The sequence below is a fragment of the Bradyrhizobium sp. USDA 4454 genome (genome assembly GCF_054822705.1).
Map to the genome: position 1 here is coordinate 2,018,419 of NZ_JBTRCN010000001.1, position 13,799 is coordinate 2,032,217.

The window sequence follows — 13,799 nt, forward strand, 5'->3', positions numbered from 1 at the left end:
TCGACCCTTCGAGACGCGCGTGCCGCGCTCCTCCAGCGACGAGCGCTTTGCGCTCGCGCGGGGGTGACGGAATGGGCAGGGTATTGTGTGCATCACGCGGCCTCCGCGCTGAGGCCGAGCCATTGCCGCACCCGCGCGTCGGGGTCGGCGTTCTGGGTGACGTCGCTGACGACGGCGATCGACGAGGCACCGGCTGCGAAGATCTCGGCGGCGTGCTCGAACTTGATGCCGCCGATCGCGACAAGCGGGATATTGCCGATCCGCTTCTTCCACTCGGTGATCTTCGGAATGCCCTGCGGCGCGAACCGCATCGACTTCAGCGTGGTGAAGAAGATCGGGCCGAGTGCGACATAGTCGGGCTTGGCGGCGAGCGCGGTGGCGAGCTCGGCATCGTCATGGGTGGAGATACCGAGCGTCAGTTTGGCTTTGCGGATCTCGGCGAGGTCGGCTCCCGCGAGGTCTTCCTGGCCGAGATGCAGATGCTCGGCGCCGGCGACGATGGCCGCGCGCCAGTAGTCGTTGACGACGAGTTTTGTGCCGGTGCCCTTGGTGACCGCGAGCGCGTCGGTGACGATCTGCAACGCCCCGGCATCGTCGAGCTCCTTCGCGCGCAGCTGGATGGTGCCGACGCCGAGTTTTGTCAGTCGCTCGACCCACTGGATGCTGTCGACGACGGGGTAGAATGGATCAGGATACGGCATGCCAGAACGGGGTCCCAACGACAGGGGTGGAGGGGGAGGCGAAGTCGCGGGCTTGCATCAGCCCGGCTTCGTAAGCGGTTCGGCCGGCCTCGACCCCGAGGCGGAAGGCTTTGGCCATCGCAACGGGATCGTCGGCTTTTGCCACGGCGGTGTTGAGCAGCACGGCGTCGTAGCCGAGTTCGAGCGCTTCGGCCGCGTGCGACGGCGCGCCAAGGCCGGCGTCGACCACCAGGGTGATGTCGGGCAGGCGGTCGCGCAGCAGCTTGAGCGCATCGCGGTTGGTGATGCCCTTGGCACTGCCGATTGGAGCGGCCCACGGCATCACCACCTTGCAGCCGGCCTCGACCAGCCGCGAGGCGACGGAGAAATCCTCGGTGCAATAGGGGAAGACCTCGAAGCCGTCCTTGATCAGGATGCCGGCGGCCTCGACCAGGCCGACCACGTCGGGCTGCAGCGTGTCGTTGTCGGCGATCACCTCGAGCTTGATCCAGGGCGTGCCGAACAATTCGCGCGCCAGCTTTGCCGTGGTCACCGCTTCGCGTACGCTGCGGCAGCCCGCGGTGTTCGGCAGCACGGTGACGCCGAGCTCGCGGATCAGCGCCCAGAACGCATCGCCGGTCTTGCCGCCCGCGGCTTCACGACGGAGCGATACGGTGACGATGCTGGCGCCGGACGCGCGGATCGCGTTCTGCATGATCGCGGGCGAGGGATACAGCGCCGTGCCGATCAACAGGCGGGAGGGGAAGGATTTGCCGTAGAAGGTGACCATGTGTCTCCTCAAATCAATCTGTCGTCCCGGCGCAGGCCGGGACCCATACGCCGCGGCCTCACGATGGGGCACGCGGGGCGTCGTTCATTCCGCCAATTGCCGGTCGTGGTTATGGGTCCCGGCCTTCGCCGGGACGACGTGGGGAGAGTTTGGGCACGCGTCACATCACCCTCCCTGTCGCGGCGTGATGATCTCGATCTCGTCGCCGGCCTTCAACGCCGTCTCGGCCCAGCGGCTCTTCGGCACCACGTCGTAATTCAGCGCGATCGCGAAATGGCTGCCTTCGTAGTCGAGCTCGGCCAACAGCGCGTCGACGCTGGCGGCGTTGATCTCCCGCTGCTCGCCGTTGACGATCACACGCATTGCATCACCTCATTGTCGATTTCGCCGCGCGCGATGTAGGCGAGCGTCAGCTCGGCCAGCGCCGGCGCCAGCAGGAAGCCATGACGGTAGAGTCCGTTCACCGTGATGCGTTCCTGCTCGATCCTGATCTTCGGCAGGTTGTCGGGGAAGGCCGGACGCAAGCCGGCGCCGAATTCGACGATGCGGGCCTCGCCGAAGGCTGGGTGCACCACATAGGCCGCGCCGAGCAGCTCCAGCGCCGAGCGCACGCTGACGCCGTTGTCCTCGGCCTCGATCGAGGTCGCGCCCAGCATGAAGCGGCCGTCGCCGCGCGGGATCACGTAGAGCGGCCAGCGCGGATGGATCAGCCGCACCGGGCGCAACAGCTCGACCTCCGTAGTCTCGATGATGATCATCTCGCCCTTGACGCCGCGCAGGCTCGGCTCGCGGTCGCGCGCCGCAAGCCCGCGGCAGTCGATCACGAGGCCGTCGAGGTGATCGGCCTCCACGTCGCTGCCAAATCTGATGGTGCCGCCGGCCTTGGCGATCGCCGCATGGAGCTGCGGCAGCATCCGGCGCGGCTCGACATGGCCCTCGTCGGGATAGAACAGTCCCTCGCGGAAGCGGCCCTCGAGCGACGGCTCGAGCGCGCTCACGGCCTGCGCATCCAGCCTGCGGTAGCCGGTGGTCAGGCGGGCGAAGCGCTCGAAATCGCTGCGGTCGCGCGGATGCGCCACCACCAGCGAGCCGTTGAACGCGGTTTGCGGAAAATGATCGCGCCACAAATCGAGCGAGCGGATGCCGAGCCGTGAGATCACCGGCTCGGAGGCCTCCGCTTCGCACCACGGCGCCAGCATGCCGCCGGCCCAATGGCTTGTGGATTCCGTCATCGCGGCGTCACTGCGCTCATGCAGGGTGACGGCACGTCCGGCCTCTGCGAGCAACAGCGCATGCCAGGCGCCGGCGATGCCTGCGCCGATGATGGAGACGGGGGAATCCCCCCGCGGTCTTGACGTCTGATACATCCCTGTCCCTTCGCCGGCATGACCCGGATCAGGTTCAAAGGGTCACCGCGGTCCCGGACTGATCGCCATGATGGCGACGTCCAAGCTTGCGGTATCTCAGCTCCTCCTTCGGAGCACCCCTCGGAACGGCTCTAATGTAGGCGGATGGGCCTCTGTGTCAACTTGTATGCCAAGCATCTACGCCAGGCGTGGACGCGACCGGTTTTATTTTGCGGCCTGTTCCAGCTTCGGCTCGGCGGGATCGGCCGCCACCTGATCCTGCTTCGCGAGCTCCTTCGGCGGTGCACCGGCGGCGCCATGCATCGCCTCCTTGAGGTGACCGCCGCGCTGCCGCTTTGCGACATAGTAATACCCGCCCGCGAAATAACGCACGGCTCGATCGAAATCGCCGTTGGCGGCACGATAGGCGCCCGCGAGGTATTTGACGCCGTATCGGAGGTTGGTCGCGGCGTCGCGCAGGCCTTCAGCGGTACCTGTGTAGCCGACCCCGCGGGCGGTCGCGAGCTTGATCTGCATCATTCCGATGGCGCCGCCGCGCCCGATCAAATGCGGCTGGTACTTGCTCTCGCGGACGATGACGCGATGCACCAGCTCTTCCGGCACCAGATTGGCCTGCGCCTCGGCCGCCACCATCGCCTCATATTGCGCGCGCGATTGCGCACTCGCGCCGGCGCAGGACGCAAGCCATCCAATGGCGGCAAGGCTGCTGACGGCAAGGCGGCTAAGGGTTTGAACGGTCTTCATCTCTGATACGCTCGGGGTGATCAACGCGCGTCGGTTCTGCGGTCTCATTGGTACGGCGAGCGGGCAGGAATGTGGCAAAGCCTTCGCATCAGCGAACGTTCTGATTGTCCGGATGCTGGCGAGGCGAACGCCGCGCGGGCGCGACGGATGCTTCAAATTGTTTGCTTCCATCGACTCAGCCAAGAATTGTTTTTGCAACAATTGTTTTTCTTCCAATTTCCTCGGTCGCGTTTTGCCGCACGCTATCCACAACAGTTTGTCGTGCAAACGACTCGATGAAGGTCTACACTTCGTCGCAAGGCAGCGCGCGCGTGTTGAGTCAGCACGTCTGTCCGTTCCAAAGCACGCAAGAAAAAAGCACGCAAGAAACAGCATTCGGGAGATGCGCCATGAATCGTCAAGATTCAGTCCGTCAGGACATTGGCTATATGCCTCGCGAAAATCCCTGCGCGCAATGCGGCAAGCCGATCGCCCGGCCCGACTGGGTCGAGCACAGCGAAGGCCGCACGTCCTATCTGTGGAATTGCCGCGCCTGCAATTACCGCTTCGAGGCGGTCGCGATCTACGATCACACGCAAATCGCGCCGCTCGCCGCCTGAATGCTTCGCGCCTCGTTTGATCAGGCTGCGGTTCGCTGCTGCGGCTGCAACGGTTGCTGACGCGCCGGCAATTCGATCCGGACCACCAGCCCGTGCGGCGTGCGATCGTGCAGCGACAGCGTGCCGGCATGCGCGAGCACGATGGCGTTGGCGATCGACAGGCCGAGGCCGAAGCCTTCGGCTTCGTCCATGTTGCGCGCCTGGTCGCCGCGCACGAACGGCTCCAGCACGCTCGACTTGTGCGCGTCCGAGATGCCGGGGCCGTCGTCCTCGATGTCGACGACGAGGCGGTCGGGCCTGATGTCGAGGCGAACGGTCACCTCGCCGCCGAAGCGCGCGGCATTGTCGACCAGATTGGTGATGCAGCGATGCAGGTCGGCGGGGCGCGCGGTCGCCATCGCGTGCTGCGGACCCACGTAATTGACCTTGTGTCCCATGTCGACGAACTGGTCGGTGACGAGGTGCAGCGTGCTTGCGATGTCGACCAGCGTCATCTCCTCGAGCTTGCGGTCGTTGCGCAGGAACGACAGCACCGATTCCAGCATCGAGCGCATCTGGTCGAGGTCGCGCAGCATGCGGTGGCGATTGGTCTCGTCCTCGATGAATTCGGCGCGCAGCCGCATCCGCGTGATCGGCGTGCGCAGATCGTGGCTGATTGCGGCCAGCATCTTGGTGCGGTCGTCGATCAATGCGGTGATCCGCTCGCGCATCCGGTTCAGCGCCTTGGCCAGCGAGCGGATCTCCTCCGGGCCGCGCTCGGGCAGCGGAGCCGCGGCGCCGTTCAGGCTGAAGGTCTCGGCGGCCTTGACGAAGGACGACAGCGGCGCGGTCAGCGCCCACGCCGCCCACAGGCCGAGCAGGGTGACGCTGATGACGGCGAACAGCACCGTCATCATCCACGGCCCGCCCCAGAACGGCCGCATGTGCTGATCCGGCATCAAATTGGCGGCGAACATCGCGCCGTCGGGCAGGCGGATCGCGACGCGGCGGATTTCGCCGTCATGCGGCGTGCCGGCCGCTTCGTGCGGCAGCGAGTAGACGTGATAGCCGGCGCCGAGCCGGCGCAGCGCGTGCAGGCTCGGCGCGTCGGTCTCGGCGAGCGCGCCGGCGTCGGCCGGCAGGTCGCCGACCGCAAGCTGCGGGAACGCGCGGGTGATGTCGGCCTGGAGCCGCGGCCGCTCCGACGCCGGGGCATGCCCCAGCAGTTGCGCGGCGGCGGCGAGCTGGGTGTGCCAGCGATCCGATGGCTCCGGCCGATCCGGGCGGTGGATCAGGAAGGTGGCGGTGATGATCAGGTGCAGCGCGACGATCGAGACGACGACCAGCGCCGCCATCTGGGCGCCGATTCCCCGCAGACTCGGCACGCGCAGCAGCTTCATGGTCAGTTGCTCGTGGCGGCAACCGCCTCCACCCTCGGAGTGAACACATAGCCGCCGGAACGCACCGTCTTGATCATGGTGGCTTCCTGCGGATCGGGCTCGATCTTGCGCCTGATCCGGCTGACCAGCACGTCGATCGAACGCTCGAACGAGCCGGCGCTGCGGCCCTGCGTCAGGTCGAGCAGGCTGTCGCGCGACAGCACGCGGCCGGGTCGTTCGCAGAAGGTCCGCAGCAGGTCGAACTCGGCGCTTGTCATGGCGACGCGGGCGCCATCGGGGTTGCGCAGCTCGCGCAGGCGGATGTCGATACGCCAGCCGAGGAAGGTCAGCGTGGTCGCGCCCTCGATCGCGCTGGCGTTGCGCGCGGCGGCCTGTCGGCGCAGCACCGCGTTGATCCGCGCCAGCAGCTCGCGCGGGTTGAACGGCTTTGCCAAATAATCGTCGGCGCCCATCTCGAGGCCGAGGATGCGGTCGACGTCCTCGCCGCGTGCGGTCAGCATGATGATCGGCGTCTGCGACTCCGCGCGCACCTTGCGGCACAGGCTGAGGCCGTCCTCGCCGGGCAGCATGACATCGAGCACCAGCAGATCGACGCGGTGGTCGGTCATCGCCTTGGCCATCTCGCGGCCGTCGGAGGCGGTCGTGACGTGGCAGGAATTGGTGCGGAGATATTTTGCGATGAGGGACCGCGTCTCGCGATCGTCCTCGACGACTAGGATATTGGGCGCAGCCTGGGTCATACCGATCTTTTGTCCGTGATTCGGGGAAAGCGGCTCAGGAATTTTGTTTCAGTGTATTTCTAGGTCTTGCCCAGCCTGTCGAGTTAAACAGGTCCCCGGCGGGACGAAAAGTTAGCGTTCTGTCATCAAGCTAATACGTTGAAATTCGGCCCGAACTCCAACCGGCCGGGACCGGAAGGCATGGCGGCCGGGCGCAGCGGAAAAGGCAAGGCTTGCTGTCGTATCCGGGGCGGAACCCGTTTGCCCGGCGACGCGTTGTTTCCCTTTCAGGCCAGGGTTCAGTCAAGGGCCCAAACGAGGCGAGGGCTCGGACAAGGGTTCAGGTTGAGGAGGTTGAAATGGCTGTCGAGGTCAGGACAAGGCCGCATCAGCTGATTGCAAGCGACCGGGTCGAGGGGACGGCGGTGCGCCGCGCCAATGGCGACATGATCGGCCACATCGAGCGGCTGATGATCGACAAGATCTCCGGCAAGGTGTCATACGCGGTGCTGAGCTTCGGTGGGTTCCTGGGTATCGGAACCAATCTGATTCCGCTGCCCTGGGGTCGGTTGCACTACAACCCGAAGTTCGAGGCCTACGAACTCGACATCGAGGATGACGAGTTGAAGCGCGCGCCGTCATTCCGCGCCGACAAGGATTTCGACTGGGGCGATCGCTCACAGGAAGTCGAGCTGCATCGCTTCTACGGCGTGCCGCCCTATTGGGGTGGTTTCTGATCGCGCAGCGATCTGCGCGCGTGATCGACAGATGTCGGTCGATTAGGTCGATCGACGAGGCGGTCGCGTGTGCAGCGCGGTTCGCCGGGACGACTTAGTGAGCCAAACATCGTCACATCTGGGACTGCGCGTCCGGCGCAGTCGTGAGGCTCAACCGCAGCCCTAGTTGAGAGGGGGCGATCGCTTTCGTCAAGCACTGCAACGTCCCGCTATCGGACAATTGCCGATGCATGCTTGTTGCACCACGTGGCGTTCCGTCATGCCTGAGCGGCTTTTGAGCGCAGGCTCAATAGGAACAGTCACGGACATCGGGGGTTCTCTTGGCATCGATTTTGCGAACTGAGGAGAGCGCAACCATGTTGATCAAATCAATCATCGCCGGCGTTGCCGGCTCGGCTCTGCTTGCGACCGTCGCGATCGCGCAGACGCCCACCGACAAGGCCGACAAGATGTCTCCTGCGGCGTCGACGTCAGCCACATCGCCGACCGAGTTCAAGGGCAACTGGCGCGCGTCGAAGGTGGTCGGTCTCAGCGTCTACAACGACAGCAACGAGAGCGTCGGCTCGATCAATGATCTGTTGATGGACAAGGGCGGCGCCATCAAGGCGGTGGTGATCGGCGTCGGCGGTTTCCTTGGCGTCGGCGAGCATCTGGTCGCCGTGCCGATCGACAAGGTGAAGTTCGTCAACGAGCCGATCGCCTATACCGGCGCGTCGAATACCGGCGCCGGCGGCAGCAGCACCAGCAAGACGACCACCACGGGTGCCGCGCCGGCCACGACATCGTCGAAGCCGAATCCCTGGTATCCGGATCACGCGGTGTTCAGCGCGACCAAGGACGAGCTGAAGGCTATGCCCGAGTTCAAGTATTCGACCGACTAACGCGTATCGCATTGTGAAAGACGAGCGCGCCCGGCGATGCCGGGCGCGCTTTGCTACGCCTTGCAGGATCCCCCGTTTGGCTGCCTGCGAGATGACGTCACGGTTCATACGGAACATTGCACAAACCTCGGCCTGGTTCATACTGCCACCAATTCCTTACCCGCTGAGACCTCGACTTGACGACCAACGGTCGAGGAACAATTTTCCGACGCCTGCAAGAGGGACGACCATGGATGTCGACAAGGCCACCGCGGTGATTTCCGCAGCCGGTATTGAGCTAACCGATCGGCGCCGGAACGGCGCGGATGATGGCTGGTCCCTCAGTTTCTCCAATGGCGCCGTGCTGGAGATCAGGGACAATGGGGAAGTCTCCGCCTCGGGCAAGGGGGCTGAGGCGATCACAGGCCTTCTCGGGTTGCCCAACAAATCTTCCTGAAGTGAGGCCTACGACCCGGCGCAGACACCGAGTTCGACGTGAGCCGTCACCTCGTCGGCTGATATCCATCGGTCAGTGTCCGGAGAAAGGCGACGACATCGTCGATCTCGGCCGCCGTCAGCGCTGGCGCGTCACCAGCCTTGCGATCGAACGGTGGATCCATGCAGACGTTGGCTCGGGCTCTGTCGGGCAGATCATTATATTTGTCGATGCTACCGTCGGCCCGTCGCGGGTACCAAAGCTCGGGCCGGGTTTCCCGCTCGACATAGAACCGCACTGCGTCGCGCAGGGAATGCACCACGCCGTTGTGAAAAAAGGTCTGGCGTAGCGCGATATTGCGCAGTGTCGGGGTACGGAAGAGGCCGCAATAGTCCGCGCGCTGCAGGAAATCCGTGCGCAGGGGTCCGCAGAGGCCGAGGTCGAAATAGGCTGGGTCCTTGTTGGCGCGAATGTCAGCATTGCGCGGGACTCCGAGTGCAATCAGTCCGTAATCGGTGAATTGGGGCGGGGTGCCATCGTTGCCCCGGCGGCTGATATGGCAGGAGGCGCAATTGCCCCTGTTCGGTGCATTGAACAGGTCGAGCCCCCGCGCTTCCGCGGGCGTGAGTTCGGCCTTGCCGGCCAGCACGGCGTCATACTTGCTCGAGTAGGGATAAAAGGTCCGATAGTCCTGTTGGTACACTTCGAGCGCCTTGAGGGCGGTCTTGTAAACGGTGGCGGGATCAGTGGCTTTCTTGACCCCGGTGATGGCAGCAATCTTCTTGCCGTGGCCTGCGTCAAGCACCCGGCGGGCCACGCTGGCCTCGTCCCGATTGCCCATCTCGAAATCAGACAGCAGCGGAATCCTGGCCTGGTCGGCGCCACGGTCGACTCGACCGTCCCAGGTGAGGCCGCCAGTCGGGCCGTTGTCGACGCTTTCATCTGCATCGTCCTCGGAGTCGTGGAAATGCTCCGTGAAGGCCGGCGCCACCTGCAGATATTTCAGGGAGGGTACGGCACGCACCCCCGGCTGGCGCAGGTCGCCACCTCCGAGTTGCACCGCAAGGGCATTGTTCGGGCCGAAACCGTGCGCGGGATCGTGGCAGGATGAACAGGCAAGCTTGCCGGACGGCGAGAGGGACGGATCGAAAAAAAGGGCCTGGCCGAGTGCGCTGAGCCGTTCGGCCAGCCGGCGCGCCTCGGCACGTGACATGTCCTGCCTCGCCTGGCTGGAACCTAAGGTCAAAGCCAGCAGGACGATCGTGGACGCAAAAACCGAACGCTTAATCCGCATGTTGCAGGCCGGGGCTATGGCGGGAGGTCGTCATGGCAATCCGGAGGTGCCTTGGCTGAACGTCTGGGTTATGACGGAGACTGAACGGAACGGCAGCAACAGTCCGGTGAGTGCAGGGGGCTCGAATGCGAACGAGATCGGCGGTTGTCCTTTTTGCATCGGGTTTCTTCATCTGTGTGGGCGGTGCCGCGCTCGCAGCCGGGGACAGTCCAGGCCCCAGGAAGGATGCCGCCGACGATCTGGCGCTGATCGAAACGGTCGTGGTGATCTATGCTGAGAACCGCAGCTTCGACAATCTCTATGGCAGCTTTCCGCGCGCCAATGGCGTGGCGAAGGCACCCGCCGCGGCGCGGCTCCAGCGCGATCGCGACGGCAAGCCGTTCCGTGAGTTGCCGCCGATCTGGGAAGGCCTGACCGCCAAGGGCGTCACGCCGCCGATCACTCAGGCCGAGACCGAGCATCTGCCCAATCGCCCTTTCTACGCTGACGACCCGAAGGGCTTCAGGCTCAGCTACGGCACCATCACGCGCGACCTCTGGCATCGCTTCTACCAGAACCAGATGCAGATCAACGGCGGGCGCAACGACAAATTCGTCGCCCATGCCGACTCGGGCGCCCTCGCGATAAGCCTCTGGGACGGATCGAAATTGGCGATGTGGAAGGTGGCCCAGAAATATGTGCTGGCCGACAATTTCTTCATGGGAGCTTTCGGCGGCTCCTTCCTCAACCATCAATGGCTGGTCTGCGCCTGCGTGCCTTACTATCCCGATGCCGACACCAACCCCGCCAAGCCGTCGATCTCCGTTGTCGAGCGCGACGGCGTGACATTGAAGGAGGCTGCCAATTCACCGAAATCGGCGATGGACGGCATTCCGAAATATGTCGGCGACGGCAATCTCACGCCGGATTTCTACGCCGTGAACACCATGCAGCCGCCTTATCAGCCGAGCGGCAACGACCCTGCGAAGGATGGCGACAAGGCCTATGCCGATCCGGGGAATGCAACGACGCTGACGCCGCAGATCGAGCCCACCATCGGAGATATGCTCAGCCTCAAGCACGTGACATGGGCCTGGTATAGCGGGGCGTGGCAGGATGTGCTCGACCACGGCAACAAGTCGCCGGTGCCAAACTTCCAATATCACCACCAGCCTCTCAACTACTATGCCAGCTTCGCGCCGGGCACCGCGGCCCGCGCCGAGCATCTGCGTGACGGCGGCCTGGCCGGCAAGGAGTTCATCAAAGTGATCGACGACGGCAAGCTGCCGCAGGTTTCATTCTACAAGCCGCAGGGCGACCTCAACGAACATTCGGGCTATGCCGATATCCAGGCCGGCGATAGCCATATCGCCGAAGTGGTCGCGCATCTCGAGAAGAGCCCGCAATGGCCGCATATGCTGGTCGTCATCACCCATGACGAGAATGGCGGCCTGTGGGATCACGTGGCGCCTCCGAAGGGCGACCGTTGGGGCCCTGGCTCACGCATCCCGGCCATCATCGTTTCTCCCTATGCGCGCCGCGGCTATGTCGATCATACACCGATGGATACGACCTCGATCCTGCGCTTCATCACGCGCCGATTCGCACTGCCGACGCTGCACGGTATCACCGTGCGAGATGCTGCGATCGCCGCTCATGGTCAGAAGCCGCTCGGCGACTTGACCAGCGCGCTGGTGCTCAAGCAGCAGTGAGGGGGCTGTGTACCCGAGCTCTTCGCGTTGCGGATGTCACCAGCCGAGTTCGCGCAAGTAGGCCGCGCGGGCGGCGACGCCGGTGTGGGTGAAATCCGTGAATACCCCGTCAACGCCGAGGCGGAAGAACTTCAGGTATTCGAGGGCCGGATCGCCGCGATAGTCGGCGGCCAGATATTTCTTCTCGTTGCGGAACGTGAAGACATGCACGAACAGGCCGAGCTTGTGCGCGTCGGCGATCACGCTGGTAGCGTCCTGCGTCGCGGCGTCGGCCGTCGATCCCTTGGTGGGCTTGCCGTCGATGCTCTCGTCCTTCCAGGGCAAGATCTTGTACGGCACGATATAGGCCTTCCACGGGCCGATGCCGTCGGCATAGGTCTTGATCTCGGTGAGGCCTTCCGGCGTCAGCATCGCATCGAAGGTGCGGCCGTCGCCCGCAACCGTCCAATCGTAGGGGCGGGAATTGGCGATGTTGTTGAGCAGCACCTTGCCGGTCTTGAAGTCGACGCCGTTGCCGTCGATCAGCTGGACCTGCCGCGTTTCCAGTCCGTGGCTGCGCATGTATTTCAGGCTGCCGGGCTCGAAGCTCTGCACGATGATCGGCGCGTCCTTTGAATTGAGTCCGTTCTCCTTGATGATCTTGATCAGGGCGTCCTCGAGCGGATGGCTGCCGGGCGCGCCGCAGCCATTGGCGATCGCCTGGGCGTTGTTCCAGGTCGGGTTCTTGGTTTCCGGATAGACCGAGATCGAACGTCCGCGTCGCCTTGCTCTTCGCCTTGGCGATGTCGATGATGTCCTGGAAGCTGATGATCGGAAACTTGCCGTTGAACAGCTTTGGCCGTTCGTTGGCCGCATCATAGGTGGTGCCGGCGATCCAGGTCCTGAGCTCGGCCATTGTGAAATCGGTGATCGACCAGTCATTGGTGTGATCGTCGCCGTCGACGATCAGCGCCTTCAGCACCGATTTGGGATCGGCGGGGTCGACGAGGTCGGTCAGATATTCGGCCGGCCCGCTGGTCGGGGTTTGCGCCCATTTCACCTTGACGCGGACGCCCGCCGTCGTGCGCTTGCGGTTGGCGACCTCCGCATTGGTCTTCGCCACTTCGGCGACGTTGGTGTTGTCGCCGAGCCATGGATTGTGGCGTGCCACCAGGACGCAATCCTTGGTCAGATGCAGGTCCTCTTCGAGCGAGTCGGTGCCGAGGTCGGCGGCGAGCTCGTACGAGGCTTCAGTCTCCTCGGGCACCAGGCCCGGCACGCCGCGATGCCCGATCACCAGCGGCAGCTTGCCGTCGACGGTCAGGAACGGTTTTGCGCCTGAAGGTGCCGGGCCGGTTTGCGCCGGCGCGATCGACGGCAGCAGGATCGCCAGGGCCGTCGCGCCGAGCAGCATCGCTGCAACATGTATCTTCCGTCGCGAACCCATCTGCTTCACGGCTATGTCTCCATCTTTTGTGTAGCGCGCCAGGCCGAACGCCATAAGGCCCGACAAGGCCGACGCTGTTGTGTTCTTGTCTCAATCTCCTGACAAGCGGATGACTGACGGGTCGGGCCGACAAATGCAGCCCGACAGACAAGGCTTCTTGTGATGTCCGCCGGCGGCGAGATCGTCACCGCGGTTCGCCGTCACGCTTTGCGCCCAGCGTCGGACCGGACGGTCATGCCGGAGACCTCCCGGGTCTGTGATCACACGGATATTTGAAGCGCCGCGCCCGAATAAATCGCATCCGATTAAATCGGGATACTTGAAGACCGACTGTTCCATGCCTTTATTGGGCGGGAACGAGTTAATCGTATGCGATGTAAATCGCGGGAGCGTTTCCATGACGACCAGGATTTCCCACCTCGCAAGGACGTTGAAAACCGTCGCGCTTGTTGCGGCGCTGTCGGCCGGTGCCGCGGCGGCGGCCTCGGCGCAGGCTGCGATCCCCGAGCCTGCCGCCTACCAGTCGATCTATCCCTATCGCGACGTGCTCAACAATGGTGCGCCGACGCCTGCGGCCAAACTGGTGCTCGAGCCGCCCGCGGTGTTGCAGCGGCTTCAGGCGGAGGAGAGCGGCATCGGCGTCGTTCAGGCGCCGCGCCACATCTCGCATCGTACCCGGCGCTGAAGCGGCGCTCCAATCGGATCGCGTACCTGTGATTGAATGATAAACGTCATTCTATTGACGTTGGGCGCGCGCCGACTACGTCGAAAGACAGGACTTTCCCTTATGACGGAGACGTTTCATGACCAGGCAGATCGACGACCTCTCAAGGTACTATCGCTATGAGCTCGTGCACGGCGACCATGCCGATTTCATCGCCTATCAGCGCAATCTGGGCGATGGCGTCTGGCAGACCTATGCGACCTGGATGATCCCGGGCGCGAACGTTGATTAGGCGCGATCGCGGCTGACGAGGCGATAGCCGGAGCCAGTCGCGCAAGGAAAAACGCGCCCGGTCTGGCCGGGCGCGTTTTCTTTTTCATCGGCTTCGGGCAAACCCGATAGCCCGCAGCGGC

Annotated in this window: 16 protein-coding genes, 1 pseudogene and 1 riboswitch; of the genes and pseudogenes, 7 read left to right on the plus strand and 10 right to left on the minus strand. The window is 64.1% G+C overall.

All coding sequences use genetic code 11. The features are described from left to right. Window positions 1-92: 92 nt before the first annotated feature. The 5 genes from ACVIW0_RS09095 to ACVIW0_RS09115 all read right to left on the minus strand — a co-directional run bounded on the left by ACVIW0_RS09095 (window position 93) and on the right by ACVIW0_RS09115 (window position 3,581). Window positions 93-701 (minus strand): thiamine phosphate synthase, encoded by a 609-nt coding sequence (locus tag ACVIW0_RS09095; protein ID WP_461352010.1) that lies wholly within the window; start codon window positions 699-701, stop codon window positions 93-95. Then, window positions 688-1,470 (minus strand): thiazole synthase, encoded by a 783-nt coding sequence (locus tag ACVIW0_RS09100; RefSeq protein WP_461352011.1) that lies wholly within the window; start codon window positions 1,468-1,470, stop codon window positions 688-690. The genes ACVIW0_RS09095 and ACVIW0_RS09100 overlap by 14 nt, the downstream gene beginning before the upstream one ends. A 165-nt stretch (window positions 1,471-1,635) precedes the next feature. Beyond that, a complete protein-coding gene (gene thiS / locus ACVIW0_RS09105) occupies window positions 1,636-1,833 on the minus strand; it encodes a sulfur carrier protein ThiS (protein WP_021079978.1) in 198 nt (65 codons plus the stop codon). Continuing rightward, the gene (locus ACVIW0_RS09110) at window positions 1,824-2,837 is read right to left on the minus strand and encodes an FAD-dependent oxidoreductase (RefSeq protein ID WP_461352012.1); all 1,014 of its coding nucleotides are present in this window, start codon (window positions 2,835-2,837) and stop codon (window positions 1,824-1,826) included. The genes thiS and ACVIW0_RS09110 overlap by 10 nt, the downstream gene beginning before the upstream one ends. Continuing rightward, a riboswitch (TPP riboswitch) is annotated at window positions 2,825-2,968 on the minus strand. It overlaps the preceding gene by 13 nt. Before the next feature lie 73 nt (window positions 2,969-3,041). Next, the gene (locus ACVIW0_RS09115; protein ID WP_461357283.1) at window positions 3,042-3,581 is read right to left on the minus strand and encodes a transglycosylase SLT domain-containing protein; all 540 of its coding nucleotides are present in this window, start codon (window positions 3,579-3,581) and stop codon (window positions 3,042-3,044) included. A gap of 389 nt (window positions 3,582-3,970) precedes the next feature. On the opposite strand from ACVIW0_RS09115, the gene ACVIW0_RS09120 reads away from it, so the two are divergent. Beyond that, a complete protein-coding gene (locus tag ACVIW0_RS09120) occupies window positions 3,971-4,180 on the plus strand; it encodes a hypothetical protein (RefSeq protein WP_461352013.1) in 210 nt (69 codons plus the stop codon). Between the two features lie 20 nt (window positions 4,181-4,200). On the opposite strand, the gene ACVIW0_RS09125 is transcribed toward ACVIW0_RS09120, so the two are convergent. Continuing rightward, the gene (locus ACVIW0_RS09125) at window positions 4,201-5,559 is read right to left on the minus strand and encodes an ATP-binding protein (RefSeq protein WP_461352014.1); all 1,359 of its coding nucleotides are present in this window, start codon (window positions 5,557-5,559) and stop codon (window positions 4,201-4,203) included. 2 nt (window positions 5,560-5,561) lie between these two features. After that, complete coding sequence (locus tag ACVIW0_RS09130; RefSeq protein WP_409902747.1) at window positions 5,562-6,299, minus strand: response regulator; 738 nt, start codon at window positions 6,297-6,299, stop codon at window positions 5,562-5,564. 338 nt (window positions 6,300-6,637) lie between these two features. On the opposite strand from ACVIW0_RS09130, the gene ACVIW0_RS09135 reads away from it, so the two are divergent. From ACVIW0_RS09135 to ACVIW0_RS09145, 3 genes are all read left to right on the plus strand, one after another. Then, window positions 6,638-7,015 carry a PRC-barrel domain-containing protein gene (locus ACVIW0_RS09135; RefSeq protein ID WP_021079972.1) on the plus strand — a complete coding sequence of 126 codons (378 nt, stop codon included), beginning with the start codon at window positions 6,638-6,640 and terminating at the stop codon, window positions 7,013-7,015. 356 nt (window positions 7,016-7,371) lie between these two features. Then, window positions 7,372-7,896 carry a PRC-barrel domain-containing protein gene (locus tag ACVIW0_RS09140; protein ID WP_461352015.1) on the plus strand — a complete coding sequence of 175 codons (525 nt, stop codon included), beginning with the start codon at window positions 7,372-7,374 and terminating at the stop codon, window positions 7,894-7,896. Between the two features lie 229 nt (window positions 7,897-8,125). Continuing rightward, complete coding sequence (locus ACVIW0_RS09145; RefSeq protein ID WP_461352016.1) at window positions 8,126-8,332, plus strand: hypothetical protein; 207 nt, start codon at window positions 8,126-8,128, stop codon at window positions 8,330-8,332. A gap of 46 nt (window positions 8,333-8,378) precedes the next feature. Here ACVIW0_RS09145 and ACVIW0_RS09150 read toward each other — a convergent pair whose 3' ends face one another. Continuing rightward, complete coding sequence (locus ACVIW0_RS09150) at window positions 8,379-9,524, minus strand: cytochrome-c peroxidase (protein WP_461352017.1); 1,146 nt, start codon at window positions 9,522-9,524, stop codon at window positions 8,379-8,381. A gap of 206 nt (window positions 9,525-9,730) precedes the next feature. Between ACVIW0_RS09150 and ACVIW0_RS09155 the strand changes: the two genes are divergently transcribed. Beyond that, the gene (locus ACVIW0_RS09155; RefSeq protein ID WP_461352018.1) at window positions 9,731-11,296 is read left to right on the plus strand and encodes an acid phosphatase; all 1,566 of its coding nucleotides are present in this window, start codon (window positions 9,731-9,733) and stop codon (window positions 11,294-11,296) included. A gap of 36 nt (window positions 11,297-11,332) precedes the next feature. Here ACVIW0_RS09155 and ACVIW0_RS09160 read toward each other — a convergent pair whose 3' ends face one another. Further along, on the minus strand, window positions 11,333-12,217 hold the full coding sequence (locus ACVIW0_RS09160) for a glycerophosphodiester phosphodiesterase family protein (RefSeq protein WP_461352019.1): 885 nt from the start codon (window positions 12,215-12,217) through the stop codon (window positions 11,333-11,335). Then, a pseudogene (locus ACVIW0_RS09165) lies at window positions 12,135-12,776 on the minus strand (glycerophosphodiester phosphodiesterase family protein); the annotation flags it as partial. The pseudogene ACVIW0_RS09165 and the gene ACVIW0_RS09160, both read right to left, overlap by 83 nt. Window positions 12,777-13,119: 343 nt before the next feature. Here ACVIW0_RS09165 and ACVIW0_RS09170 point away from each other — a divergent pair. Together ACVIW0_RS09170 and ACVIW0_RS09175 are read left to right on the plus strand one after the other, a co-directional pair. Beyond that, window positions 13,120-13,407, plus strand: a complete 288-nt coding sequence (locus ACVIW0_RS09170) for a hypothetical protein (protein WP_461352020.1) — start codon at window positions 13,120-13,122, stop codon at window positions 13,405-13,407. Between the two features lie 118 nt (window positions 13,408-13,525). Continuing rightward, a complete protein-coding gene (locus ACVIW0_RS09175; protein ID WP_461352021.1) occupies window positions 13,526-13,678 on the plus strand; it encodes a hypothetical protein in 153 nt (50 codons plus the stop codon). Window positions 13,679-13,799: the final 121 nt, after the last annotated feature.

Bases quoted from the DNA above. Each gene is read 5' to 3' on its own strand.
- ACVIW0_RS09095 (WP_461352010.1), bottom strand. From the start codon at position 701: ATGCCGTATCCTGATCCATTCTACCCCGTCGTCGACAGCATCCAGTGG.
- ACVIW0_RS09100 (WP_461352011.1), bottom strand. From the start codon at position 1,470: ATGGTCACCTTCTACGGCAAATCCTTCCCCTCCCGCCTGTTGATCGGC.
- thiS (WP_021079978.1), bottom strand. From the start codon at position 1,833: ATGCGTGTGATCGTCAACGGCGAGCAGCGGGAGATCAACGCCGCCAGC.
- ACVIW0_RS09110 (WP_461352012.1), bottom strand. From the start codon at position 2,837: ATGTATCAGACGTCAAGACCGCGGGGGGATTCCCCCGTCTCCATCATC.
- ACVIW0_RS09115 (WP_461357283.1), bottom strand. From the start codon at position 3,581: ATGAAGACCGTTCAAACCCTTAGCCGCCTTGCCGTCAGCAGCCTTGCC.
- ACVIW0_RS09120 (WP_461352013.1), top strand. From the start codon at position 3,971: ATGAATCGTCAAGATTCAGTCCGTCAGGACATTGGCTATATGCCTCGC.
- ACVIW0_RS09125 (WP_461352014.1), bottom strand. From the start codon at position 5,559: ATGAAGCTGCTGCGCGTGCCGAGTCTGCGGGGAATCGGCGCCCAGATG.
- ACVIW0_RS09130 (WP_409902747.1), bottom strand. From the start codon at position 6,299: ATGACCCAGGCTGCGCCCAATATCCTAGTCGTCGAGGACGATCGCGAG.
- ACVIW0_RS09135 (WP_021079972.1), top strand. From the start codon at position 6,638: ATGGCTGTCGAGGTCAGGACAAGGCCGCATCAGCTGATTGCAAGCGAC.
- ACVIW0_RS09140 (WP_461352015.1), top strand. From the start codon at position 7,372: ATGTTGATCAAATCAATCATCGCCGGCGTTGCCGGCTCGGCTCTGCTT.
- ACVIW0_RS09145 (WP_461352016.1), top strand. From the start codon at position 8,126: ATGGATGTCGACAAGGCCACCGCGGTGATTTCCGCAGCCGGTATTGAG.
- ACVIW0_RS09150 (WP_461352017.1), bottom strand. From the start codon at position 9,524: ATGTCACGTGCCGAGGCGCGCCGGCTGGCCGAACGGCTCAGCGCACTC.
- ACVIW0_RS09155 (WP_461352018.1), top strand. From the start codon at position 9,731: ATGCGAACGAGATCGGCGGTTGTCCTTTTTGCATCGGGTTTCTTCATC.
- ACVIW0_RS09160 (WP_461352019.1), bottom strand. From the start codon at position 12,217: ATGACTGGTCGATCACCGATTTCACAATGGCCGAGCTCAGGACCTGGA.
- ACVIW0_RS09170 (WP_461352020.1), top strand. From the start codon at position 13,120: ATGACGACCAGGATTTCCCACCTCGCAAGGACGTTGAAAACCGTCGCG.
- ACVIW0_RS09175 (WP_461352021.1), top strand. From the start codon at position 13,526: ATGACCAGGCAGATCGACGACCTCTCAAGGTACTATCGCTATGAGCTC.